Genomic DNA, 23,504 nt, shown 5'->3' on the forward strand with positions numbered 1-23,504 from the left:
AGGAGCGGGTCGAACTTCCGCCAGGCCCCTGGACAGCGTCCGCCGCACCTTCCCGAGGAGCACTCATGTCCACGCCTGAAACCGCGACGATCATCGACACCGCGACCCGCACCGCTCACCGCCGTCGCTACCTGATGTGCCGGCCCGAGCACTTCACTGTCAACTACTCCATCAACCCGTGGATGGAGCCCACGCGCCCCACCGACACCGCCAGGGCAGTCGCGCAGTGGCAGAAGCTGTATGACCTCTACCTCGAGCTCGGCCACGAGGTCGAGCTCATCGAGCCGCTCGCCGGGTACCCCGACATGGTCTACACGGCCAACGGCGGGTTCGTCATCGGCGGGCGCGCCTACGTGCCCGAGTTCCGCTTCGTCGAGCGCCAGGGCGAGGCGCCCGCCTTCGCCGACTGGTTCCGTGCGAACGGCTTCGACACGGTCATGCCGGAAGAGGTCAACGAGGGCGAGGGCGACTTCCTGCTCGTCGGCGATGTGATCCTGGCAGGAACCGGCTTCCGCTCGACCGGAGACAGCCACCGCGAGGTCGGTGAGGTCTTCGGCCGCGAGGTCGTCTCACTCAACCTCGTCGACCCGCGCTTCTACCACCTCGACACCGCCATCGCGGTGCTCGATCCGGTGCAGGGCGTCGAGAACGGCGGTCCCGAGCGCGCCAACATCGCCTACCTGCCCGGCGCCTTCGATGACGCGAGCCGCGCGATCCTCGAAAAGCGCTTCCCCGACGCGATCCTCGTCTCCGATGAGGACGGCGCCGTGTTCGGCCTGAACTCTGCGAGCGACGGCTACAACGTGATCATCTCGCCGCGCGCGAAGGGCTTCGAGCGGCAGCTGCGCGAGCGCGGCTACAACCCGATCACCGTCGACCTGTCCGAGCTGCTGCTCGGCGGCGGCGGCATCAAGTGCTGCACGCTCGAACTGCGGGGTGCATGATGTCGACGATCGAGACTGAGGCCGTGCTGCACGAGGGGGCGAACCCCGAGCCGCACGTCGCCGAGAACTACCACCCGCTGCCCGTCGTCGTCGCCGAGGGCGACGGGGTGTGGGTGACGGATGCCGACGGCAAGCGCTACCTCGACTTGCTCGCGGCGTACTCGGCCGTGAACTTCGGCCACCGGCATCCCGCCATCGTCGAAGCGCTCGTCGCGCAGCTGGGCCGCGTCACGCTCACCAGCCGGGCGTTCATGAACGACCAGCTCGAGCCGTTCGCCGCCGCGCTCGCCGAACTCTGCGGCAAAGACCTCGTGCTGCCGATGAACACCGGCGCCGAGGCGGTCGAGACGGGCATCAAGGTCGCCCGTGCGTGGGGCTACCGGGTCAAGGGCATCGCCGAGGGGCGGGCGCGCATCATCGTCGCGGCCGGCAACTTCCACGGCCGCACGACCACGATCATCAGCTTCAGCGACGACGAGCAGGCGCGCGACGACTTCGGCCCGTACACGCCCGGTTTCGACACGGTGCCGTACGGGGATGCGGATGCGATCGCCGCCGCGATCACCGATGACACCGCTGCGGTGCTCATCGAGCCGATCCAGGGTGAGGGTGGCGTGATCATCCCGCCCGAGGGCTACCTGCGCCGGGTGCGCGAGATCTGCGACGAGAAGAACGTGCTGTTCATCGCCGACGAGATCCAGTCGGGACTCGGCCGGGTCGGCGAGACCTTCGCGTGCGACCGCGAGGGCGTCGTGCCCGACCTTTACCTGCTCGGCAAGGCGCTCGGCGGGGGCATCCTCCCCGTCTCGGCCGTCGTCGGCGACCGCGACGTGCTGGGTGTCATCCGTCCGGGCGAGCACGGCTCGACCTTCGGCGGCAACCCGCTGGCCGCCGCGGTCGGCCGCAAGGTCGTGGAGATGCTCAGCACGGGCGAGTTCCAGGAGCGGGCTCGTCAGCTGGGCGCTCACCTCGCGGCCGCCCTCGAGTCGCTCGTCGGTCACGGCGTCACCTCGGTGCGCATCGCCGGGCTGTGGGCGGGCGTCGACATCGACCCGGCGTACGGCACCGGCCGCGAGGTCGCCGAGAAGCTGCGCGAGCGGGGCGTACTCGTCAAGGACACGCACGGTCAGACGATCCGCATCGCGCCGCCGCTGGTGATCCGGGCGACCGAGCTCGACTGGGCCGTCGAGCAACTGCGCCTCGTGCTCGCGGGCTGACCGCGCGGGGCGCCGCGCCGCACCGAAGAACCACTTTCCGCACGACGAACCACGTTCGCCCGGGGTTCTCACGCGGAAGGTGGTTTCTCGGGCTACGCGCGCCGAGCCGCGCCGGACGCGCCGCGAGACTTCCGTTCCAGCACGAGACCGAGCGCACAGCGCCATGTCTCGTGCTGGAAGCGAAGTCTCGCGGGAAGGGAGTCAGTCCTTCAGGAAGGGCCCGGTGTCCTGCTGGCGGGCATCGGGGTCATCGAGGCCGGACAGCTCGTCCTGCGCGATCAGCTCGTCGACGTCGAGTGTCGACGGCGTGGCGTCGACGTGGCTCTCGGCCGACAGCGCTCCCGGCGTCGCCCGCGCGGGGTCGGCCGGTGCGACGGGCAGCCGGAAGGTGCGCTGCACACGGCGCATCCATCGCGGCTGGGCGCCGAAGACCCCGGTCGCGTCGTGTGCCTCGACCTCGAGCCCGTAGTAGTCGCCGATCTTGTCGATGAACTGGGCGCGCTCGGCCTTCGCGTACGCACGCCGCTCACGGCTGAACGCGACCACCGTCGACCAGCACATCAGCAGCATGACGACGCTGAACGGCAGCGCGATCGTGATGGCCGCCGTCTGCAGCGCGGTCAGACCGCCCGAGAGCAGCAGCGAGATGGCGAGCAGCGCGGTCACCGCGACGAAGAAGACCCGGATCCAGCGCTTGGGCTCGGGCTGGCCGCCCGTGGCGATCATCCCCATCACCAGCGCGCCGGAGTCGGCCGACGTGATGAAGAAGATCGCCAGCAGCAGGATCGCGCCGATGCTCACGATCGTCGAGCCGGGAACGTTCTGCAGCAGCGCGAACAGGGCGCCCTGCAGGTCGACCGTGCCGTCGGCGCCTGTGAGCGTGCCGGGCTCCCTGAGCTCGAGTGCGAGCGCTGATCCGCCGAGCACGGCGAACCACAGGATGCCGAGCAGCGTCGGCACGAGGATCACCCCGACGACGAACTCCCGCACGGTGCGGCCCTTCGACACCCGAGCGATGAAGATGCCGACGAACGGCGCCCACGAGATCCACCAGCCCCAGTAGAACGAGGTCCACGATGCCTGCCATTCCTCGCCGGCAGCGCCCTGGAAGGCGCTGACGTTGAACGACAGCCCGATGAAGTTCTGGATGTAGTAGCCGATCGACTGCACGAAATCGCGCAACAGGAACTCGGTGGGCCCCATCACCAGCAGGTAGACGACCAGGATGCCGGCGAGTACGAGGTTCGCGTTCGAGAGCCACTTCATGCCCTTGGTCACGCCCGACAGCACCGACATCAGCACGAACACCGAGATGACCAGGATGAGGATGACCTGGGTCGTCTCGTCGGGATCGGCGATGCCGGCCGAGTGCAGACCGGCGCTCATCTGCAGCACGCCGAGACCCAGCGAGGTGGCGACGCCGAACAGCGTGCCGACGAGTGCGATCACATCGATCGCGTGGCCCCAGCCGCCCTCGACCTTCTTGCCGAGCAGCGGCTCGAGCGTCCAGCGGATCGAGATCGGGCGCCGACGGCGGTGGATCGCGTAGGCGAGTGCAAGACCGATCACGACGTAGATCGACCAGGCGTGCACGCCCCAGTGCAGGTAGGTCTGGCCGAGGGCCGCCTGGGCGAGCTGGGCGGGCGTGCCCTCGACGCCGGGGCGAGGATTCGTGAAGTGCGACAGCGGCTCGCTGACGCCGTAGAACACCAGGCCGATGCCCATGCCCGCGGCGAACAGCAGCGCGAACCAGCTCATCGCCGAGAATTCGGGCTCTTCATCATCGCGCCCGAGCTTGATGTCTCCGAAGCGGCTGAACCCGAGGAACAGGCAGAAGATCACGAAGAACGCGGCGATCAGCACGTAGTACCAGTTGAACGCGTTGACGATGCTCGTCTGCACCGCGTTGAACGCCGACTCGGCGACGCCGGGCAGCAGCAGGGCGAACAGCGCGAACGCCACGACGACGATTGCGGCCGGCCAGAAGACCCACCGCAGCACCTGCGGGGTGCGCTGGGTGGACACCGTGCCCGGATCCGTCGTGTCTCTGCTCTCGCTCATGCCGCCTACGGTACCGGGATCAGGCGCGCTCACGCGGGAGTGTCGTCGGGGTCGAGCGACTTGAGCGCGTCGCGCTCCACGGCCGTGTCTGCTGTCAGCTGGTCTTCGGTGTTCTCGTCGCCGCCCAGCGGGGCGTCGTCGTCGAGGGGCTCGGCCGGGGCGCCGTCGGCGGATGCCGTGGGCTGGGCCTGCCTGGTCTCACGCTGACGCGGCATGCCGGTACCCAGCGGGTCGTGCCCGGGCACGTGGGGGTGCTGGCCGTCGGGGGAGCCGTACGTCGGGGTCTGCTCGTTCATGCCCGTGAAAGTATGCGCCCGGCGGCGCCCGGTCATACCCCCTTGACAGTGCGCGGCTGGCGGAGGAGCAGCAGCAGCTCAGTCCTCGTCGTCGCGGGGGTCGGTCAGCCGAATGGGCGTGGCGGTGGTGGGCCGATCGTCGAACGAGCCGGGGTCCATGGCCCGGATCACCGACAGCGGCCGCGTCTCGTCGAGAGTCAGCCGGAAGCGCTGGCCGTCGCGACGGTGCAGTCGGCCCGACCACAGCATCCAGCCCACCCCGATTCCGAACGCGACGATGCCTGCTATGCCGCCGACGGTGATCGCCGTTCGCGCCGAGAAGGTGTCGACGATCCATCCGGCGATCGGCGCGCCGATAGGAGTGGACCCCATGATGACCGCCATGTAGAGCGCCAGAACGCGCCCGCGCAGCGCCGCGTCTGTCGTGGTCTGCACGTACCCGTTGGCGGTCGTGAGCATCGACACGGTCGAGAAGCCGACGAGAACCAGCACTGCCGCGTACGTCAGGTAGGTGGGCATGGCGGCCGAGACGACGGATGCCACCCCGAACCCTCCCGCGGCCATCACCAGCACCCGCACCCGTGCCCGATCGCGCCGTGCCGCCAGCAGGGCTCCCGCCAGCGAGCCGATCGCGAGCACCGAGCTGAGCAGGCCGTAGCCGTCTGCGTCGCGTCCGAACTCGAGCGCCATGGTCGACGCGAAGATGGGGAAGTTCATGCCGAACGCGCCGATGAGGAAGACCATCACGAACACGACCATGAGATCGGGTCGGCCCCACACGTACCGGAAGCCTTCGCCGAGGCCACCGCCGCCGCGTCTGCTCTTCACACGGGGTGTCAGCTCGTTCACCCTGATCAGGGTCAGGGCGATGATCATCGCGAGGAAGGTGATCGCATTGGCGACGAATACCCAGCCCGACCCGAGCAGCACGATGAGGATGCCGCCGACCGCCGGTCCCACCAGACGCGCCATGTTGAAGGCCGCCGAGTTCAGCGCCACGGCGTTCGAGGTGTCTTCGAGGCTCACCATGTCGGAGACGAACGCCTGCCTGGCAGGAGCATCGAATGCGTTCGCGACGCCGAACGCAGCGGCGAAGACGAACATCAGCGGCAGGGTCATCGCCCCGCTGAGCAGCAGCGCCGCCACGCCGAGAGCGAGCATCATGAGTGCGGTCTGGGTGCACAGCAGCACCTTGCGTCGATCGAAGCGATCCGCCACCCAGCCCGTCAGGCTCACGAGCACGAGGGGAGGGCCGAACTGCAGGGCCATGGTGACGCCCATGGCGGTGGCGTCGTTGTCGGTGAGCTCGGTCAGCACCACCCAGTCCTGAGCGGTGGCCTGCATCCACCCGCCGATGTTCGAGATGACACCGCCGAGGAACCAGGTGCGGTAGTTGAAGCTGCGGAACGAGCGGAACATGCCGGAGGAGGCGCTCATGCGTCGGCCATCCTCTTCAGCAGAGCCGACGCGGCATCCAGCACCGCGAGCTCGTCGTCGTCGAACCGCTGCGCGTCGATGAGGTCGGCCATCAGGCGGTTCCGCTTGCGGATCGTCTCGGCCACGACGCTCTCTCCCTGAGGGGTGAGCTCGACGTACACGCGACGACGGTCGTCGTCGTCGGGGACGCGGACCACGAGCCCGAGGTCGGCGAGACCGTTCACGGTGGCGCTCATCGTCGGCGCGGTGACGTGCTCATGCTCGGCGAGAGAGGACAGGGTGCGGCGTCCATGCGCACGCAGCGCGCCGAGTGCGGCCAGCTGCGCATCGCTCATCGCGTCGAGTGCGCGGGCGGATCGAAGGCGGCGAGTGAGACGGAACAGTGCGTAGCGCAGCTCGGCGGCGGAGTCGTCGGAATCGGCAGTCATTACTTAGATAGTCTAACTAATATTCAGCGCGCGAGGGTCGGATGAAAATCTTGTTCTCGGCACTGTGCTCGAACCGCGCGGAATGCGAGAATAATTCTCATGTCCGTCGATCTCGAAGTCGCCGTCCAGAACACCGCCGGCATGCGCATTGCGCGCGAGATCGGGGCGGCCCGGGTCGAGCTGACCCAGGCGCTCAGCCTCGGCGGGCTCACCCCGTCTCGCGGCACGATCGAACTGGTGCGTGAAGCGGGCGGCGAGAGCGGCCCCGAGGTGCACGTGCTCATCCGGCCCCGTGCCGGCGGCTTCCATTACGACCGCGAGGAGTTCGCCGTCATGGAGCGTGACGTGCGCGACGCGCTCGCCGCAGGCGCGCATGGCGTGGTGGTCGGATGCCAGGACGCGACCGGCGAACTCGACCGCGACGGTCTCGAGCGTCTGCGCGATGCGGCCGGGGGCGCATCGGTCACCCTGCACCGCGTGATCGACACCACACCCGATCCGCTCGGGGCGCTGCGCATCGCGCGCGAGCTCGGCCTTCGCCGCGTGCTCACCTCGGGAGGCGCCTCGCGCGCGGTCGATGGCCTCGACGTGCTGCGCGCCCTCGTGCGCGAAGCGGCCGGCGAGATCGAGGTGATGGCAGGCAGCGGCATCACCGCGGCCGACGTCGCCACCGTCGCCGGCGCCGGCGTCGACGCTGTGCACTTCTCGGCCAAGCGCACCGTGACCGTCGACGTCGGCGTGCGGCTGGGCTCGGCCAGCGACGGCGTCGGGGGGCACGAGGTCACTGACCTCGACGCGGCGCGCTCGATCGTCGACGCGCTGGCGAAGGCGCACGCGGCCTGAGAGCCGGGCGGCCGGAGCGCAGTGCGCCGCTCCGTAGACTCGACGGTATGCCCTCCCCTCGCACAGCTGAGTTCGCCGATGCATACGGCATCGCCATCGTCTACGACGTATACGAGGCCGCAGGCACCCCCAGGGGAGTGGTCCAGCTGCTGCACGGCGTGGGCGAGCACGCCGGTCGGTACGCCCGCACCATCGAGGTGCTCGTCGAGGCGGGGTTCCACGTCTACGCCGACGACCACCGCGGGCACGGCCGCACGGGCATCCGGCAGCATGGTGGTCCGGCGGGGCTCGGTCGCCTGGGCCCCGGCGGCCTGCGCGCCGCCGTCGACGCGTGCTGGCAGCTCACCGAGATCATCCGCGCCGAGCATCCAGGCCTGCCGCTCGTCCTGCTCGGCCATTCCTGGGGGTCGTTCCTGGCGCAGATCCTGCTGAACAGGCATCCCGAGGCGTACGACGCGGTCGTGCTCACCGGATCCGCGCTGCGGACGCCGACCGATCTCAACCCTCGCCCGCTCAACGCGCGGTGGAAGGCGCCCGACGCGCACGGGCTCGAGTGGCTCTCGCGTGACGAGGCGGTCTGGGCGGCGTTCCGTGACGACCCGCTGACGACCGAGGCGCCGCTGCTCACTCTCTTCGGGCCGATCGAGGCGGCGAAGCTGTACGGGCTGCCCAAGAAGAACCTTCTCGGGTCGCTGAGCCCGTCGAGGACGCTTCCGGTGCTGCTGATGGTCGGCCGTGACGACCCGGTCGGCGGCCCGCGGAGCGTGCACAAGCTCGCCGACGCGTACCGCAACCGGTCGGGGCTGACCGACGTGACGACGCTCGTCTACCCCGACGCGCGCCACGAGCTGTTCAACGAGCTGCAGCAGAATGACGTGCGCGCCGACCTGATCGCCTGGCTCGACGCGCGCATCCCGGCGCAGGGCTGAGGTGGGCGACGTTCTGCAGTGGCTGATCGACGCGTTCAACGCGCAGATCGCCGTCGGGTCGTCGTCGCTGCTCGTGCGCGAGGTGGTCGGCAACGTCTTCGGACTCGCGAGCGCTCTCGGCGCGATGCGACGGCGACTGTGGGCGTGGCCGGTCGGCATCATCGGCAACGTGCTGCTGCTCACCGTCTTCATCGGCAGCGTGTTCGGCACCGAGCATGCGGCGAACCTGCTCGGGCAGGCCGGCCGTCAGGTGATGTTCATCGCCGTCTCGGTCTACGGCTGGGTGCGCTGGCGGCAGGCCCGCGACAGCGCCGGTCACGCGGTCACGCCTCGATGGGCATCCGGTCGCACGCGTCTTCTGCTGATCGGAACGCTGCTGATCGGAACGGCGGCGATCACGCCGCTGTTCCGGATGCTCGGATCGTACGAGCCGGTCTGGAGCGACGCGTGGACCTTCGTCGGGTCCCTGCTGGCGACGTGGGCGATGGCGAGGGGCTGGGTGGAGTTCTGGCTGATCTGGGTGGCGGTGGATGCCGTGGGCGTGCCGCTGCTGTTCTCGGCCGGCTATTACGCCACCGCGTTCATGTACCTCTTCTACGGTGCGTTCACCATCGTCGGCTTCTTCGTGTGGATGCGCGCCTCGCGCGGCGCCAAACCGCGCATCGACACCGACCTGCCCGACCCGACCGTGCGCGGCGGGCGGGGTTGAGTCGGACCCGGCGGTGCCGCTGTCTGCGCGGTTAAGATCGAAGAGTGCATGGTGAGTACAAGGTTCCCGGTGGAAAGCTCGTCGTCGTCGACCTCGAGGTCGCGGACGGACTGATCCGCGACTTCCGCCTCGCGGGCGACTTCTTCCTCGAGCCCGACACGGCGCTCGAGGCCATCAACTCGGCCGTCGAGGGCATGCCGGTCGAGGCCGATGCCGCCACGATCGCCGCCGCCGTGCGTGCGGCGCTTCCCGAGGGTGCCCAGCTGCTGGGATTCTCTCCCGAGGCCGTGGGCACAGTGGTGCGCCGAGCGCTGGTGACCGCACCGGGATGGCGCGACTTCGACTGGGAGATCGTGCACGAGAAGGCCGTGTCGCCGCGAATGAACCTCGCTCTCGACGAGGTGCTCACCTCGCGCGTCGGCGAGGGCCGCCGTCGCCCGACCCTGCGCATCTGGGAGTGGGACGAGTCGGCGGTCGTGATCGGGTCGTTCCAGTCGTACCGCAACGAGGTCGATCCGGAAGGCGCCGCCCGGCACGGGTTCGACGTCGTGCGGCGCATCTCGGGCGGTGGCGCGATGATGATGGCCGCAGGGCAGATCATCACCTACTCGCTGTACGTGCCCGCCTCGCTCGTGCAGGGCATGACCTTCGCCGATTCGTATGCCTTCCTGGACGACTGGGTGCTGCACGCGCTGCGATCGGTCGGCATCGAGGCCACCTACCAGCCGCTCAACGACATCGCCTCGCCCACGGGCAAGATCGGCGGAGCCGCCCAGAAGCGCCTCGCTAACGGCGGCGTGCTGCACCACGCGACCATCTCGTACGACATCGACGGTCAGACGATGACCGAGGTGCTGCGCATCGGGCGCGAGAAGCTCAGCGACAAGGGCACCACGTCGGCGGCCAAGCGCGTCGACCCGCTGCGCACGCAGACCGGCATGGAGCGCGCCGAGATCATCGAGCGCTTTAAAGGCACCTTCCGCGCCCTCACGGGTGCTGAGGACGGGGCGATCAGCGCCGACGAGTACGAGGCCGCCCAGGCCCTGGTCGAGAGTAAGTTCGCGACCGACGCGTGGCTGCACCGCGTGCCGTGACCGGCGCGCCGCGCCCTGGCTCCGTCGAGATCATCGAGGGCGACAATCTCGAGGTCGCCGCGTCGCTGGCATCCGGATCCTTCACCCTCATCTACCTCGACCCGCCCTTCAACACCGGCCGCACCCGCGGCCGTGAGGTCGTGACCGCGCGCCGCAGCGTGCCCTCCGATGCGCAGGCCCCGGAGGGAGAACCGCTCGAGGTGGCGAAAGAGATCCGCTACGGGTTCCACGGGCACTCGTACGAGCGGGTGCGCGGCATGCTGCGCACGTTTGACGACCGCTTCGACGACTACGGCGACTTCCTCATGCCGCGGCTGGAGGAGGCGTGGCGGCTGCTGGCCGACGACGGCACGCTGTACCTGCACCTCGACTACCGCGAGGCGCACTACGCCAAGGTGATGATGGATGCCGTGTTCGGGCGCGACTGCTTCCTCAACGAGCTCATCTGGGCGTACGACTACGGCGCGAAGTCGCGCAGCCGCTGGCCCACCAAGCACGACACGATCCTGGTGTACGCGAAGAACCCCGGCAGGCACGTGTTCAACGCCGACGACATCGACCGCGAGCCGTACATGGCTCCGGGGCTCGTCACCGCCGAGAAGGCCGCGCGCGGGAAGCTGCCCACCGACGTGTGGTGGCACACGATCGTGCCCACGACCGGGCGCGAGAAGACGGGCTACCCCACACAGAAGCCCGAGGGGGTGCTGCGCCGCATCGTGCAGGCGTCGTCGCGTCCCGGCGACCGGGTGCTCGACCTCTTCGCGGGTTCCGGTACGACCGGAGCGGTCGCGTCGGCGCTGGGCCGGGATGCCGTGCTGGTCGACGACAACCCCGAGGCGATCCGCGTGATGCGCGAGCGGATGCCCCACGCCGACGTGCGTGCGATCTGATCCGGTCTACGGCGCGACGCGGCGGTGGGCGGTGAAGGCGTCGCGAAGCGCGGTGCGCACGACGTCGACGGCTTCGTGCGCGCGTGACGCCGCGCGCACAGCGGTGAAGACCTCGCGCACGGGCGAGCCGGGCAGGTCGGCGACGGTGAGCGGGCTCGGCTCCTCGCCCCAGATGAGGTCGGGCAGCATGCCCACCGCGTGACCGGATGCCACCAGCCGGACGTGCGCGGTGAGGTCGGTGGCCTCGAAGCGCACGTCGGGCTCGAACCCGGCGGCGCGGCACTGCTGCACCGTCCACTGCCGCACGGCCGTTCCCTCCGGTTCCATCACCCATGCGCGCTCACGCAGCTCGGGCAGAGACACCGCGCGCTCAGCCGGAGGCAGCACGATCCGGATGGGGTCCTCGCCCAGCAGCTCGTGCACCACACCGTCGCGCTGCTGTCTGGTGTGCCCGGGATACTGCTCGGCGATCACCAGATCGAAGCGCCGCGCCCACAGCTCGAACAGGCTCTCTTCGGGCGGCAGCTCGGCGAGCTCGACACGCAGGCCCGGGGCGCGCTCGGCGAGCAGGGTGAGCGCGGCGGGTGCGATGGTCTGCGCGGCGGTGGGCATCGCGGCGATGCGCACCGGCTCCCATCCCACGTGGGCCGTCAGCGCGGCCCGAGCCTCCTCGTCGAGCTCGAGGGCTCGTGCTGCATGCTCGGCCAGCATCCGGCCCTGCGCCGTCAGCCGCAGCCGTCGGCCGTCGGGCTCGAGCAGCGTGACTCCGGCCTCCTTCTCCAGCAGTGCGAGCTGCTGCGAGACGGTCGAGGGGGAGTACGAGAGCGAGGCGGCGACCTGGGCGATCGTGCCGCGCAGCGCGAGTTCGTGAAGCAGTCTCAGCCGTCTCAGCTCGAACATGCGGGATTCTCCTCATTCTTCAGCTTCGTCGAACATTATCATTCAGAAACGGTCGCTTTTCTTGTACGGTGCGCGGGGGCATCCTGTAGCAATGAGCACTCCTGCGCGCGCCTCCGAAGCATCCGTGTCCGAACTCGCAGCCCTCGGTGACGACGCCGTCGCGCTGGTGCGCCAGTGGCTCGTCGACAGCCGTGAGGTGACGGTGGATGCCGCCGGCCAGCGCCTCGCCGGAGTGCTGCGCGACCCGAACGGGCTCGACTTCACCGTCGGCTTCGTCGACGGCGTCGTGCGGCCCGAAGACCTCAAAGTCGCCGCCGCCAAGCTCAAGGAGCTCGTGCCGCTGACGCCCGGCTTCCTTCCCGCGCCGATGCGCGCCGCGATCGGCCTGGGCGGCGCCACCGCGGGCATCCTGCCCGGTGTGGTCGTGCCGTCGGCCCGCGCTGTGCTGCGGCAGATGGTGCGTCACCTCATCGTCGACGCGCGTGATGAGAAGCTGGGCGCCGCGATCAAGCACATCCGCGAGTCGCAGGGTGTGAAGCTCAACATCAACCTGCTCGGCGAGGCGATCCTCGGTCAGGAGGAAGCCAAGCGCCGCCTCGAGGGCACCCGTCGCCTGCTCGAGCGCGATGACGTCGACTACGTCTCGATCAAGGTCTCCTCGACCGTCGCGCCGCACAGCCCGTGGGCGTTCGACGAGGCCGTCGCCGACGCCGCCGAGGCCCTGCTGCCGCTGTACCGGATCGCCGAGCGCGGATCGAAGTTCATCAACCTCGACATGGAGGAGTACAAGGACCTCGACCTCACCATCGCGGTCTTCACCAGCATCCTCGACCGCCCCGAATTCCAGGGCCTCGAGGCCGGCATCGTGCTGCAGGCGTACCTGCCCGACGCGCTCTCTGCGATGATGCGCCTGCAGGAGTGGGCCGCCGCCCGCGTCGCCTCGGGCGGTGCGCCGATCAAGGTGCGCGTCGTCAAGGGCGCCAACCTCCCGATGGAGACGGTCGACGCCGAGACGCACGGCTGGCCGCTCGCGACCTGGTCGAGCAAGCAGGAGTCCGACTCGTCGTACAAGGCGGTGCTCGACTACTCGCTGCGCCCCGAGCACATCGGCAACGTGCGCGTCGGCGTCGCCGGACACAACCTGTTCGACATCGCTCTGGCATGGCTGCTCGCGAACAAGCGCGGCGTCGCCGAGGGGGTCGAGTTCGAGATGCTGCTCGGCATGGCCACTGCTCAAGCCGAGGTCGTCAAGCGCACCGTCGGCTCGCTGCTGCTCTACACGCCGGTCGTGCACCCCGATGAGTTCGACGTGGCTATCGCCTACCTGATCCGCCGCCTCGAAGAGGGCGCGTCGCACGAGAACTTCATGTCGGCGGTCTTCGACCTCGACACCGACCCGGCGCTGTTCGAACGCGAGAAGCAGCGCTTCCTGGCATCCATCCAGACCATCCCCACCGAGGTGCCAGGGCCGAACCGCACCCAGGATCGCCGGATGCCCGCCGAGCCGGCGCCGCGCGACGGCTTCACGAACACCCCCGACACCGACCCGTCGCTGGCCGGCAACCGCGCCTGGGCCGACCGGATCCGCGCGCGGATGGTCGGCTCGACCCTCGGTGACGACACCGTCGCGGCCAACACTCTCAGCACTCCGGAGCAGGTCTCCGAGCGCATCGCCACGGCCGTGGCATCCGGTGAGGCCTGGCGCGCGCTCGGCGCCGCCGGCCGCGCCGAGATCCTGCACCGCGCGGGCGACATCCTCGAAGCTCGCCGTGCCGAGCTGCTCGAGGTCATGGGCTCCGAGGCCGGCAAGGTGATCGAGCAGGGCGACCCCGAGGTCTCCGAGGCGATCGACTTCGCGCACTACTACGCCGAGAGCGCCAAGAAGCTCTCCGACGTCGACGGCGCGGTCATGCAGCCCGTCGGCCTCACGGTCGTCACCCCGCCGTGGAACTTCCCGGTCGCGATCCCGGCCGGCTCCACCCTGTCGGCCCTCGCCACCGGCTCGCCGGTGATCATCAAGCCCGCCCGCCAGGCGCGCCGCTCGGGAGCGGTCATGGTCGAGGCGCTCTGGGAAGCGGGCGTTCCCCGCGACGTGCTGCAGTACGTGCAGCTCGAGGGTCGGTCGCTGGGCGAGCAGCTCGTCAGCGACCCGGCGGTCGGCCGGGTCATCCTCACCGGCGGGTTCGAGACGGCCGAGCTGTTCCGCGGCTTCCGCGCCGACCTGCCGCTGCTCGCCGAGACCAGCGGGAAGAACGCCATCATCGTCACCCCGTCGGCCGACCTCGACCTCGCCGCGAAGGATGTCGCGTACTCGGCGTTCGGCCACGCCGGCCAGAAGTGCTCGGCGGCATCGCTGGTCGTGCTCGTCGGCTCGGTCGCGAAGTCGGAGCGCTTCCGCCGCCAGCTGGTCGACGCCGTGCGCGCGTACCAGGTCGGCACGCCGGAAGACGGCTCGAACCGCATCGGCCCGCTGATCGGGCCGGCCGAGGGCAAGCTGCTCGGCGCACTGACCGAGCTGCACCCTGGGCAGTCCTGGATGCTGGAGCCGAAGAAGCTCGACGACGAGGGCCAGCTCTGGACTCCCGGCATCCGTGACGGCGTGCAGCGCGGCAGCGAGTTCCACAGGGTCGAGTACTTCGGCCCCGTGCTCGGCGTGATGACCGCCGAGTCGCTGACCGAGGCGATCGACATCGTCAACGACATCGACTACGGCCTCACCAGCGGCATCCACTCCCTCGACGTCGACGAGGTGCAGCAGTGGCTGGCTTCGATCGAAGCCGGAAACGTGTACGTCAATCGCGGCACCACAGGCGCGATCGTGCAGCGCCAGCCCTTCGGCGGCTGGAAGAAGGCGGCCGTCGGTGCCGGATCCAAGGCAGGCGGCCCGAACTACCTCGTCGGCCTCTCGGACTGGACGGATGCCCCGGTGCAGACCAGCACCTCGCTGGACGCCCTCGCGTCGTCGGCGGTCGCGCTCGTCGATGGTGCCGACGCCGAGTGGCTGCGCGGTGCGCTGGCCACAGACATCGACGCTCTTGCGGCCGAGTTCGGCGTGGTGCGCGATGCTACGGGCCTCGTCACCGAGCAGAACGCGCTGCGCTACCAGGCGCTGCCCGTCACGATTCGCTTCGAGGGTGCCCGCGTCTCCGAGCTGCTGCGCGTCGCCGCTGCCGGAGCGCGCCTGCGCGCACGGGTGACGGTGAGCACGGCATCCGCTCTGCCCGCGCCGGTCGTCACCTGGCTCGGCTCGCATGACGTCGTCGTGGTGACCGAGGGCGCTCAGGCGTGGGCATCCCACGCTCGTCGTCTCGCCGCCGCGGGCGGACGCGTGCGTCTGATCGGTGCCGACGCGCTCGAGACCGCGACTGCTGTGGACGGCTCGCCGAGCCTCGCGATCTACGCGAACCCTGTCGTCGCCGCGGGCCGGGTGGAGATGCTGACTTTCGTGCGCGAGCAGGCCGTGTCGATCACCGCACACCGCTTCGGCACCCCGCACCGGTACGAGGTTCCGCTGCTCGAGCCCGTGCGCTGAGTCGTCTTCCTGTCGGCTGACCCTCTCGACGTTCGCAGGTCCCATTTGGCCGCCTCCTCTGGTGTGGGGTGGCCTTATGGGCCCAGTGAGCGGCGTGGGGTGACTCCGCTGGCTCCCGCTGGTCCCATTCGGTCGCCTCCTCTGGTGGAAGGCGGCCATGTGGGCCCAGGGCTGGCGTGAATCCCAGGCTATTTGGGCGCAGGCCCGGGGCCCGGTGCTCTGCGCGAGAGCGCGGGTCAGACGAGCGGCAGCGCGTCGTCGTAGGCCGAGCGCGAAAGCGCGGGTCTGTCGCCGAACACGCGGGTGATGCCCGGATCGGTGCGCCAGGCCGGCCAGCCGGGGTCGGCGTCGCGGATGAACGCGACCGCAGAGGCGTGCATCTCGTCTGCGAGGTGCTGCGGAGGATGCCCGCCGGCGATGCGGGTGACATGCGGGTCATCGAGGCAGTCGAACCAGAACGGCACATCGAGGCAGTGGTACGACCATCCGTTCGTGGGTGAAGCCCAGGCGAACCGGTACGTCCAGGTACGGGCATCCCGCCGCGTCTCGGCGATGCGCACCACGAGCGAGCGGAACACCCGGTCGGTGACGAAGCGACCCAGCGCCGCACCCGCACCACGTCTTCCGCGGTTCGCTCGCCGCCAGCCGTGCCGCAACGCGTGAGTCTTCTCGACGATCAACAGGGCGAGCGCCACGGGCACCCAGCGCAGGATGCGCGGTGCGCGGTCGAACACCATCGTGAACTCGTCATCGGTCGCGCCGAGCAGCAGCGGCTTGTCGGCGCCGACACCCGCGGCGTACGAGTCGACGGTCGGGCGGGTGAGCAGCTCGCCGTCGATCACCGGCCCCCAGGGCAGGCCATCGGTGAGGGTCGCGGTCGTGGCTGCGAGGCCGGTCTTGCCGAGCAGGGATGCCTCGTACTGGCGTCGCGTGAGCTCCCGCTCCTTCACGCCGCGGAAGCCTGCGAGGGTGGGTTGGCAGGCGACCATCGACGCCAGTCGCTCGCTGCGTCTGCGCGCGCGGTCGCGGGGCAGATCGCCCAGGGCGCCGCTGATCGAGATGGCGGAACGGAACAGGTGCTGCGCCTCGGGCATCCCGAGCATCGTCAGCACCGCACCGCCACCGGCGGACTGCCCGGCGATCGTCACGCGCGACGGGTCGCCGCCGAAGACGCTGATGTTGCGCTGCACCCATTCGAGCGCGGCGAGCCAGTCGCGCACCCCGCGGTTGTCGGGCGCGCCGTCGATCACCCCGAAGCCGTCGAAGCCCAGGCGGTACGAGATCGCGACCACGACGATCCCGTCGCGCACGAAGGCGCGGCCGTCGTACCAGGGGCTCGCCGAGGAGCCGGAGGAGTATCCGCCGCCGTGGATCCACACCAGCACCGGGAGTCCTTCTCCGCCGGGACCCTGATTCTGTTCCTCGGGTCCCTGAGCCTGTCGAAGGGCGGGGGTGAACACGTTGAGATTCAACGTCGCCGCACCGGGGATGCTCGGCTCGGGGATGATCGCGTTCGGCTCCTCCCGGCGCTGCGGAGTAGGGCCGTACTGGGTCGCGTCGAGCGGCTCGGTCCACGGCGTGACCGGCTGCGGAGGCTGGAAGCGCCGGCTGCCGGTGGGCGGCGCCGCATACGGGATGCCGAGGAACGCCAGCGACCCGTCCGGCCGGCGGATGCCGCGCACAGGCCCCTCGGCTGTCTGCGCGATCTCTGCCTGCGACTGGTCGTCCACGGCCATCAGCGTACCGACCCGGCACCTGGCCCAGCGCTCTTGCCTCGCTCGCCTCCGAGGTCAGTTCGGCACGGAAACCGGGGCCGCCGGGCGTCAGGCGTCGCGGCGGGGTCCGCCGGAGGGGTGCACGGTGAAGACGTGCGGTGCGCCGAATCCGGCATCCGCGAACGCCCTCGTGACTGCATCCGTGATCCTGTCGACGGCGTCGCGCTCGACCAGTGCGATCGCCGCGCCGCCGAAGCCGCCGCCGGTCATCCGCGCTCCGGCCGCGCCCTGCGCGAGCGCCGTCTCGACGGCGAGGTCGAGCTCGGGCACCGAGATCTCGAAGTCGTCGCGCATCGACGCGTGCGAGGCGACCAGCAGGTCGCCGATCGCGCGCGGGCCGTCTGCGCCGAGCACGCGCACGGTGTCGAGCACGCGCTGGTTCTCGGTGATCACGTGGCGCACTCGCCGGAAGGTGACGTCCTCCATCAGCTCGGCGGCACGCGGCAGGTCGGCTTCGGACGCGTCGCGCAGCGTGGGGATGCCCAGCAGCGCCGCCCCACGCTCGCACGCGTCGCGGCGCTCGCGGTACCCGCCGGTGGAGTGCGCGTGGGACACCCCGGTGTCGATGACGAGCACCTCGAGCCCCTCGCCGGTGAACCCGGTGGGCACCGATTCGGTCGTCAGCTCGCGGCAGTCGATGAACGTCGCGGCGTCGGCGCGGCCGAGCATCGACGCCATCTGATCCATGATCCCGGTGGGCGCCCCGACAGCTTCGTTCTCAGCGCGGCGGCCCACTTGCGCGAGAGTCACCGGGTCGAGCCCGAGGCTCCAGAGGTCGTTCAGGGCGGATGCCACCGACCCCTCGATCGCCGCCGACGACGACAGGCCCGCGCCGACCGGCACGTCGGACGCGATCGCGATGTCGACGCCGAGCAGCGCGGCTTCGGGTGCGGCGAGCTGCAGAGCCCACGCGACGCCGAGCACGTACGCCGACCATTCCGGCACCGCAGGTTCGGCACCGGTGGCCGTCGGGAACAGCGCGTCGAGGTCGTGGAGCGCCACCTCGACCGGGTCGGCCGCGAAGGTCGATGCCACCCGGATGCGATCGTCGCCGCGAAGGCTCGCGGCGGCGAACGTGCGATGCGGGATCGCGAACGGCAGCACGAATCCCTCGTTGTAGTCGGTGTGCTCTCCGATCAGGTTCACACGCCCCGGGGCAGACCAGACGCCCTCGGGATCGCGTCCGGTGATCCGGGCGAACAGGTCACGCGCGTCGACGAGGGCGCTCATGCCGTCACCTCCGGAACCGACGCGATCGCCTCTCGCAGACGCTCCGCCGCGACCTCGGGAAGGATCTCCGCGGTCCAGGCGCCCATGGCGGCCTCCGAGCCTGCGAGGAACTTCAGCTTGTCGGCGGCACGGCGCGGACTGGTCAGCTCCAGACGCATCCGCACGGTGTCGCGGCCGACGTTCACGGGGGCCTGGTGCCACCCGGCGATGTACGCCGTGGGGGTCGGGTACAGCGCATCGACTCCGCGCAGCAGGCGCAGGTAGAGCGGCGCGAGCTCGTCGCGCTCGGCGTCGGTGAGCGACGCGAAGTCGGGTGCGTGGCGGTGCGGCATGAGCTGCACCTCGAGCGGCCAGCGGGCCGCGAACGGCACGAAGGCGGTCCAGTGCTCGCCCTGCAGCACGACGCGGTCGGAGTCGCGCTCGGAATCGAGGATGCGCGTCATGAGGTCGGGCGCGGTGCGGCGGATGCTGTCGAGCAGCCGCTGCGTGCGCGGCGTGACGTACGGGTAGGCGTAGATCTGCCCGTGCGGGTGGGGCAGTGTGACGCCGATCGCCTCGCCGCGGTTCTCGAACGGGAACACCTGCTGGATGCCGGGCAGCATCGACAGAGCGGCTGTGCGATCTGCCCACGCCTCGATCACCGTGCGCGCGCGGGTGACCGACTGGGTGCCGAACGATCCCTCGTGGTCGGGGCTGAAGCACACGACTTCGCAGCGGCCGATGCTCGTGCGGGTGCGGCCGAGGCCCAGCTCGGCGAGATCGTCGAGTCCGCGCGGGGAGTCGCGCGCTTCGGGCGCGTCGCACATGGCGTCGGCCAGCGCCGGACCGAAGGCGGGCGAGCGGTTCTCGAAGACCGCGACATCGTAGTTCGCCGGCACTTCGGACGGATTCGTCGGCGACTGCGGAGCCAGCGGATCGGCGTCGGCGCTCGGCATCATGACGCGGTTCTGACGCGCTGTGGCGAAGCTGACCCAGTCGCCGGTGAGGATGTCCTGGCGCATCGTCGCGGTCTCGGGCCGCACGTCGAGCGGGCGGGAATCGACCGTGCGGTCGGGGCCGAGGGTCGTGCCGGGATCGTCGTAGTAGAACAGCTCGCGGCCGTCGGCGAGACGGGTGGAGCGCTTGACGACGCCGGCGCCGAGTTCGGACGTGCGCAGCTCGGGAGATTCGGACGTGTTCACGTCAACACGGTAGCGCGCGGTGCGTGGTAACGTCAACACTCCGAAGTTGTAACCACTCGAGAGGGAGACCGGATGCCGACATCCCCACGCGTGTCGATGGCGATGGTCGCCCAGCGGGCCGGCGTGTCGGGCCAGACCGTCTCCCGCGTCGCGAACGGCAGCCCGAGAGTCGACCCCGAGACGCGCGCGCGCGTCGAACAGGCCATGGCCGAACTCGGCTACCGCCCCAACCGCGCGGCGCGCGCGCTGCGCACCGGCCGCAGCCAGACGCTCGGTCTCGTCGCGCAGACCCTCGCCACGGTGGGCAACTCCCGCATGCTGCAGGCCGTCGCCGATGCGGCGGCATCCCGCGGCTACGCATTGACCGTGCTCACCCTCGGCGCGGATGCCGACATCGCCGATGCCTTCGACCGGCTACGCGATCAGGGCGTCGACGGCGCCGTCGTGCTGAACGAGGCCACGGCGCTGGCGCGAGACGCAGCCTCGGCGGGCCTGCGCCTCGTGGTCGTCGATTCGCCGCCCGACGACCGTTTCACCGTGATCGGCACGGACCATGCCGCGGGCGCTCGTCTGGCGACCGAGCACCTCCTGGCCGCAGGGCACCGCACGGTGCACCATCTGGCAGGGCCGGCCGGATCATTCGCAGCAGCGGAGCGAGAGCGGGGCTGGCGCGAAGCGCTCGCCGCCGCCGGCGCCGAGCAGCCCGACCTCGCGCGGGGGGACTGGAGCGCGGCATCCGGATTCGACGCGGTGATGCGGATCCCGGCATCCGGGGTCTCGGCGATCTTCGCCGCGAACGATCAGATGGCCCTCGGCGCGCTGCGCGCGCTCGCGGGGTCCGGGCGCCGGGTGCCCGACGACGTCGCGGTGATCGGCTTCGACGACATCGCCGACGCCGCGAACTTCCAGCCTCCGCTGACCACCGTGCGGCAGGACTTCGATGCGCTCGGCGAGCGCGCCGTGTCGGCCCTGGTCGAGTGGATCGAGGGTGCGCGCCCCGTCGATCTGCTGCTCGAACCTGCGCTCATCCGCCGCGCGAGCGCCTGAGCCGGCGCCCGAGCGCGGGCCCGCCTCGCGCGCCGGCTCACGCGCCCGCGCGAGACTTGCGTTCCAGCACGAAACCGGTCTTCGGAAGCGCTGTCTCGTGCTGGAACGCAAGTCTCGCGAGCAGATGCCCGCCTCAGAACTCGAGCATCACCTTGATGGCGCGGCGCTCGTCCATCGCCCGGTAGCCCTCTGCCGCTTCGTCGATCGACAGCGTCCGATCGAACACGACGCCCGGGTCGATCTGATCGGTCATGATCCGCTCGATCAGGTCGGGCAGGAAGTGGCGCACCGGTGCGGGCCCGCCGTGCAGGTGGATGCCCGAGAGGAACAGCTCCTGCCCGTCCAGACTCACCCCGTGCGAGACGCCGACGAACCCCACATGGCCGCCGGCACGGGTGGAGCGGATGGCCTGCTCCATCGCCTCCTGTGTGCCGACCGCCTCGATGGTGGAGTGAGCGCCGTAGCCGCCCGTCATCTCCTTGATCGCCGCGACGCCGGCATCCCCTCGCGCCTCGACGATGTCGGTCGCGCCGAAGCGACCGGCGAGCTGCTGGCGGTCGGCGTGCCGCGACATCGCGATGATGCGCTCGGCCCCCAGCTGCGACGCCGCGAGGATGCCGAGCAGGCCGACCGCCCCGTCACCGACCACCGCGACCGTCTTGCCGGGCCCGGCCTCGGCGGCGACCGCCGCGAACCACCCCGTGCCGAGCACGTCGGATGCGGCGAGCAGGCTGCGGCGACGCTCGGGCGTGATCTCCCCGGTGACCTTGACGAGCGTGCCGTCGGCCCAGGGGATCCGGGCGTACTCGGCCTGCGTGCCGATCGAGCCCATCCCGACGACGTGGATGCACCGCGACTGGTAGCCGGCCCGGCAGATCTCGCAGGTGTTGTCGGATGCCATGAACGAGCCGACCACGAAGTCGCCGACCTCGATATCACGCACCCCCGACCCGATCCGCTCGACGACGCCGATGTACTCGTGACCCATCCGCGACGGACGCTTCACCGGCGAGATGCCGCGGTAGGGCCACAGATCCGAGCCGCAGATGCAGGCGGCATCGACGCGGATGATCGCATCGGTCGGCTCGACGAGCTCAGGGGTCGGGACATCCTCGACCCGGACGTCGCCGGGTCCGTGCATGATGACTGCGCGCATGCGTCTACTCCACCACTCCGCGGCGCGGATTGCGAGGGCTTCGACGCCGGTATCCTGAACGGGTGAGTGCGCAGCCCGATCGTCGTTTCCCGCGTTCGGTGTTCCGGCAGGGCAGTGAGCCCGACGTGCGCTTCTCCCTCGCCAACGAGCGCACCTTCCTCGCCTGGACCCGCACCGCGCTGGCACTGATCGCGGGTGGCGTCGCACTCGAAGCCCTCGCGCTCGACATGTACGCCCCGCTGCGGCTGGCCGCCTCGCTCGTGCTCATCATCACGGGCATCGTGCTGCCGGTCATCGCCTGGGTGGAGTGGTCGCGGGTGGAGCGCGCCATGCGCCTCGGCAGACCCCTGCCGCAGCCTCCCACGGGGATCGTGCTCGCCGTCGCGGTGGTCGCCTCGGGCGTGCTCGTGCTGCTCGCCGTGCTGCGATGAGCGATCGCTCCGACGGATCGTCGGCCGGCTCGTCGTGGTCGGGGCCGTTCGATGCCGGGCTGCAGCTCGAGCGCACCTCCCTGTCGTGGCGGCGCACCGCGCTGTCGATCGCGGTCGGCTCGCTGGTCTCGCTGCGGCTGCTCCCGCTGTGGCTCGGCGGCGCGCAGTGGGTGCTGCCTGGAATGGTGGGCCTCGTGGCGGCATCCATCCTCTGGCGGGTGTCGCGGCGGCGTCACCACGCATTCATGGCCGACGTCGAGTCCGGCCGCGCGCCGGGTGCGGCCGGAGCGGGGGCTCTGCTCGCGCTCGCCGTGGGAGCGGCCGCGGTGGGCATGTTGGGACTGGCCGCCGTCCTGGCCGTGGCGATCTGACGGCGGACGCCCGCGGCCTCGCCCTCTACAGGCCGACGGTGCGGAACCCGGCGTTGCCCATCGAGGAGTCGGGTGTGTTCTGCGAGCGCGCCGAGTTGCGGTAGCGGTTGCAGTACGACGAGTGGCAGAGGTAGCTTCCGCCGCGCAGCACGCGCGACTGCCCGCGTTCCGGTCCGGTCGGAGCGTGTTCGGGAGAGACGCGGTAGTACCCGGGCGAGAACCAGTCCGACGCCCATTCCCACACGTTGCCGACCATCTGCCACAGCCCGTACCCGTTGGGCTCGAACGAGCGCACCGGGGCGGTGGTCAGCCAGCCGTCCTCGAGGGTGTTCGCCCGGGGGAACTCGCCCTGCCAGATGTTCGTGCGCCAGCCGCCCTCGTCGACCTCGGCATCGCCCCAGGGGTACTTCCGCTGCTCGAGCCCGCCGCGAGCGGCGTACTCCCACTCGGCCTCGGTCGGCAGCCGGCGTCCCGCCCATTCGCAGTACGCCTGGGCGTCGTTCCAGCTGATGTGCACCGCGGGGTGATCGCCCATGCCCTCGATGCTCGAACGCTGACCGCCGGGATGCCGCCAGTCGGCGCCGCGCACGCCGATCCACCATGGTGTCTGCGGCGGCCGCCCCAGCACGTCGGCCTCGTCGGCCGCGAGCGCGAGATGGAACACCGCCGAGAAGCCGAACTCCTCGGCCTCGGTGCGGTACCCGGTGTCGTCCACGAAGCGTGCGAAGTCGTCGTTGGTCACGCTCGTGGCATCCATCGAGAAGGCGCCGAGCGTCACGCGGTGCAGGGGCACCTCGCCGTCGGCGGCGTTGCGGTCGCCCGAGGAGTCGCCCATCACGAACGACCCGGGCGGCACGGCCACCTGCGGCACAGCGTGCTGGGGCCCTCCCGCGGTCGGGGCGGCGCCTGGACGCAGCGAGACCGTCGCGAAAGCCGACCGCGAGGGCGTGCCGCAGCCGCATGAGCATCCAGCGTCCACAGCTCGTCCTTCCGACGGCACGGGAGGGGCGGGTGCCGCCCATCGAGCCTAACC

General features: G+C 70.5%; 21 protein-coding genes. 11 read left to right on the top strand and 10 right to left on the bottom strand.

The features are described from left to right. Window positions 1-65 precede the first annotated feature (65 nt). Together ddaH and rocD are read left to right on the top strand one after the other, a co-directional pair. A complete protein-coding gene (gene ddaH, locus PGB26_RS05525) occupies window positions 66-944 on the top strand; it encodes a dimethylargininase (protein WP_271639341.1) in 879 nt (292 codons plus the stop codon). After that, on the top strand, window positions 941-2,161 hold the full coding sequence (rocD, locus tag PGB26_RS05530; RefSeq protein ID WP_442923008.1) for an ornithine--oxo-acid transaminase: 1,221 nt from the start codon (window positions 941-943) through the stop codon (window positions 2,159-2,161). Before ddaH ends, rocD begins: the two co-directional genes overlap by 4 nt. A gap of 201 nt (window positions 2,162-2,362) precedes the next feature. Here the strand turns inward: rocD and PGB26_RS05535 are convergent, their stop codons facing one another. The 4 genes from PGB26_RS05535 to PGB26_RS05550 all read right to left on the bottom strand — a co-directional run bounded on the left by PGB26_RS05535 (window position 2,363) and on the right by PGB26_RS05550 (window position 6,383). Continuing rightward, the gene (locus PGB26_RS05535) at window positions 2,363-4,222 is read right to left on the bottom strand and encodes a BCCT family transporter (RefSeq protein ID WP_271639342.1); all 1,860 of its coding nucleotides are present in this window, start codon (window positions 4,220-4,222) and stop codon (window positions 2,363-2,365) included. Window positions 4,223-4,251: 29 nt separating this feature from the next. After that, window positions 4,252-4,518 carry a hypothetical protein gene (locus PGB26_RS05540; protein WP_271639343.1) on the bottom strand — a complete coding sequence of 89 codons (267 nt, stop codon included), beginning with the start codon at window positions 4,516-4,518 and terminating at the stop codon, window positions 4,252-4,254. Window positions 4,519-4,596: 78 nt separating this feature from the next. After that, window positions 4,597-5,955, bottom strand: coding sequence for an MFS transporter (locus PGB26_RS05545; RefSeq protein ID WP_271639344.1), 1,359 nt, complete (start codon window positions 5,953-5,955; stop codon window positions 4,597-4,599). Next, a complete protein-coding gene (locus tag PGB26_RS05550; RefSeq protein WP_271639345.1) occupies window positions 5,952-6,383 on the bottom strand; it encodes a MarR family winged helix-turn-helix transcriptional regulator in 432 nt (143 codons plus the stop codon). The genes PGB26_RS05545 and PGB26_RS05550 overlap by 4 nt, the downstream gene beginning before the upstream one ends. Window positions 6,384-6,482: 99 nt before the next feature. Between PGB26_RS05550 and PGB26_RS05555 the strand changes: the two genes are divergently transcribed. Genes PGB26_RS05555 through PGB26_RS05575 form a run of 5 tightly spaced genes read left to right on the top strand, consistent with a single transcriptional unit; the run spans window position 6,483 to window position 10,848 of the window. Further along, a complete protein-coding gene (locus PGB26_RS05555; protein WP_271639346.1) occupies window positions 6,483-7,226 on the top strand; it encodes a copper homeostasis protein CutC in 744 nt (247 codons plus the stop codon). A 47-nt stretch (window positions 7,227-7,273) separates the two neighbouring features. Continuing rightward, window positions 7,274-8,155 (top strand): alpha/beta fold hydrolase, encoded by an 882-nt coding sequence (locus PGB26_RS05560; RefSeq protein ID WP_271639347.1) that lies wholly within the window; start codon window positions 7,274-7,276, stop codon window positions 8,153-8,155. Between the two features lies 1 nt (window position 8,156). Then, window positions 8,157-8,864 carry a nicotinamide riboside transporter PnuC gene (pnuC, locus tag PGB26_RS05565; RefSeq protein WP_271639348.1) on the top strand — a complete coding sequence of 236 codons (708 nt, stop codon included), beginning with the start codon at window positions 8,157-8,159 and terminating at the stop codon, window positions 8,862-8,864. Between the two features lie 44 nt (window positions 8,865-8,908). Next, window positions 8,909-9,958, top strand: coding sequence for a lipoate--protein ligase family protein (locus tag PGB26_RS05570; RefSeq protein WP_271639349.1), 1,050 nt, complete (start codon window positions 8,909-8,911; stop codon window positions 9,956-9,958). Further along, window positions 9,937-10,848: a DNA-methyltransferase gene (locus PGB26_RS05575; RefSeq protein WP_271639350.1), complete on the top strand. Its 912-nt coding sequence runs from the start codon at window positions 9,937-9,939 to the stop codon at window positions 10,846-10,848. Before PGB26_RS05570 ends, PGB26_RS05575 begins: the two co-directional genes overlap by 22 nt. Before the next feature lie 6 nt (window positions 10,849-10,854). Here the strand turns inward: PGB26_RS05575 and PGB26_RS05580 are convergent, their stop codons facing one another. Next, window positions 10,855-11,748 carry a LysR family transcriptional regulator gene (locus tag PGB26_RS05580; protein WP_271639351.1) on the bottom strand — a complete coding sequence of 298 codons (894 nt, stop codon included), beginning with the start codon at window positions 11,746-11,748 and terminating at the stop codon, window positions 10,855-10,857. 91 nt (window positions 11,749-11,839) lie between these two features. Here PGB26_RS05580 and PGB26_RS05585 point away from each other — a divergent pair, with 91 nt between their 5' ends. Continuing rightward, window positions 11,840-15,280, top strand: a complete 3,441-nt coding sequence (locus tag PGB26_RS05585) for a bifunctional proline dehydrogenase/L-glutamate gamma-semialdehyde dehydrogenase (protein WP_271639352.1) — start codon at window positions 11,840-11,842, stop codon at window positions 15,278-15,280. Between the two features lie 236 nt (window positions 15,281-15,516). On the opposite strand, the gene PGB26_RS05590 is transcribed toward PGB26_RS05585, so the two are convergent. The 3 genes from PGB26_RS05590 to galT form a co-directional block, all read right to left on the bottom strand. Then, the gene (locus PGB26_RS05590; RefSeq protein WP_442923009.1) at window positions 15,517-17,016 is read right to left on the bottom strand and encodes a carboxylesterase/lipase family protein; all 1,500 of its coding nucleotides are present in this window, start codon (window positions 17,014-17,016) and stop codon (window positions 15,517-15,519) included. Window positions 17,017-17,103: 87 nt separating this feature from the next. After that, the gene (gene galK, locus PGB26_RS05595; protein WP_271639354.1) at window positions 17,104-18,285 is read right to left on the bottom strand and encodes a galactokinase; all 1,182 of its coding nucleotides are present in this window, start codon (window positions 18,283-18,285) and stop codon (window positions 17,104-17,106) included. Then, complete coding sequence (gene galT, locus PGB26_RS05600) at window positions 18,282-19,466, bottom strand: galactose-1-phosphate uridylyltransferase (RefSeq protein WP_271639355.1); 1,185 nt, start codon at window positions 19,464-19,466, stop codon at window positions 18,282-18,284. The genes galK and galT overlap by 4 nt, the downstream gene beginning before the upstream one ends. A 72-nt stretch (window positions 19,467-19,538) precedes the next feature. Between galT and PGB26_RS05605 the strand changes: the two genes are divergently transcribed. After that, window positions 19,539-20,513, top strand: coding sequence for a LacI family DNA-binding transcriptional regulator (locus PGB26_RS05605; protein WP_442923010.1), 975 nt, complete (start codon window positions 19,539-19,541; stop codon window positions 20,511-20,513). A 133-nt stretch (window positions 20,514-20,646) separates the two neighbouring features. Here the strand turns inward: PGB26_RS05605 and PGB26_RS05610 are convergent, their stop codons facing one another. Further along, window positions 20,647-21,669, bottom strand: a complete 1,023-nt coding sequence (locus PGB26_RS05610) for a zinc-dependent alcohol dehydrogenase family protein (protein WP_271639356.1) — start codon at window positions 21,667-21,669, stop codon at window positions 20,647-20,649. Between the two features lie 62 nt (window positions 21,670-21,731). Here PGB26_RS05610 and PGB26_RS05615 point away from each other — a divergent pair, with 62 nt between their 5' ends. Together PGB26_RS05615 and PGB26_RS05620 are read left to right on the top strand one after the other, a co-directional pair. Further along, window positions 21,732-22,100 carry a YidH family protein gene (locus PGB26_RS05615; RefSeq protein WP_271639357.1) on the top strand — a complete coding sequence of 123 codons (369 nt, stop codon included), beginning with the start codon at window positions 21,732-21,734 and terminating at the stop codon, window positions 22,098-22,100. Further along, a complete protein-coding gene (locus PGB26_RS05620) occupies window positions 22,097-22,471 on the top strand; it encodes a DUF202 domain-containing protein (RefSeq protein WP_271639358.1) in 375 nt (124 codons plus the stop codon). Before PGB26_RS05615 ends, PGB26_RS05620 begins: the two co-directional genes overlap by 4 nt. Before the next feature lie 25 nt (window positions 22,472-22,496). Here PGB26_RS05620 and PGB26_RS05625 read toward each other — a convergent pair whose 3' ends face one another. Then, window positions 22,497-23,450: a formylglycine-generating enzyme family protein gene (locus PGB26_RS05625; RefSeq protein WP_442923011.1), complete on the bottom strand. Its 954-nt coding sequence runs from the start codon at window positions 23,448-23,450 to the stop codon at window positions 22,497-22,499. Window positions 23,451-23,504: the final 54 nt, after the last annotated feature.

The organism is Microbacterium sp. nov. GSS16 (genome assembly GCF_028198145.1).
Classification (GTDB): domain Bacteria; phylum Actinomycetota; class Actinomycetes; order Actinomycetales; family Microbacteriaceae; genus Microbacterium.

Coding starts and splice junctions, on each gene's coding strand:
- ddaH (WP_271639341.1), top strand. CDS start 66: ATGTCCACGCCTGAAACCGCGACGATCATCGACACCGCGACCCGCACC.
- rocD (WP_442923008.1), top strand. CDS start 941: ATGATGTCGACGATCGAGACTGAGGCCGTGCTGCACGAGGGGGCGAAC.
- PGB26_RS05535 (WP_271639342.1), bottom strand. CDS start 4,222: ATGAGCGAGAGCAGAGACACGACGGATCCGGGCACGGTGTCCACCCAG.
- PGB26_RS05540 (WP_271639343.1), bottom strand. CDS start 4,518: ATGAACGAGCAGACCCCGACGTACGGCTCCCCCGACGGCCAGCACCCC.
- PGB26_RS05545 (WP_271639344.1), bottom strand. CDS start 5,955: ATGAGCGCCTCCTCCGGCATGTTCCGCTCGTTCCGCAGCTTCAACTAC.
- PGB26_RS05550 (WP_271639345.1), bottom strand. CDS start 6,383: ATGACTGCCGATTCCGACGACTCCGCCGCCGAGCTGCGCTACGCACTG.
- PGB26_RS05555 (WP_271639346.1), top strand. CDS start 6,483: ATGTCCGTCGATCTCGAAGTCGCCGTCCAGAACACCGCCGGCATGCGC.
- PGB26_RS05560 (WP_271639347.1), top strand. CDS start 7,274: ATGCCCTCCCCTCGCACAGCTGAGTTCGCCGATGCATACGGCATCGCC.
- PGB26_RS05580 (WP_271639351.1), bottom strand. CDS start 11,748: ATGTTCGAGCTGAGACGGCTGAGACTGCTTCACGAACTCGCGCTGCGC.
- PGB26_RS05585 (WP_271639352.1), top strand. CDS start 11,840: ATGAGCACTCCTGCGCGCGCCTCCGAAGCATCCGTGTCCGAACTCGCA.
- PGB26_RS05590 (WP_442923009.1), bottom strand. CDS start 17,016: ATGGCCGTGGACGACCAGTCGCAGGCAGAGATCGCGCAGACAGCCGAG.
- galK (WP_271639354.1), bottom strand. CDS start 18,285: ATGAGCGCCCTCGTCGACGCGCGTGACCTGTTCGCCCGGATCACCGGA.
- PGB26_RS05605 (WP_442923010.1), top strand. CDS start 19,539: ATGCCGACATCCCCACGCGTGTCGATGGCGATGGTCGCCCAGCGGGCC.
- PGB26_RS05610 (WP_271639356.1), bottom strand. CDS start 21,669: ATGCGCGCAGTCATCATGCACGGACCCGGCGACGTCCGGGTCGAGGAT.
- PGB26_RS05620 (WP_271639358.1), top strand. CDS start 22,097: ATGAGCGATCGCTCCGACGGATCGTCGGCCGGCTCGTCGTGGTCGGGG.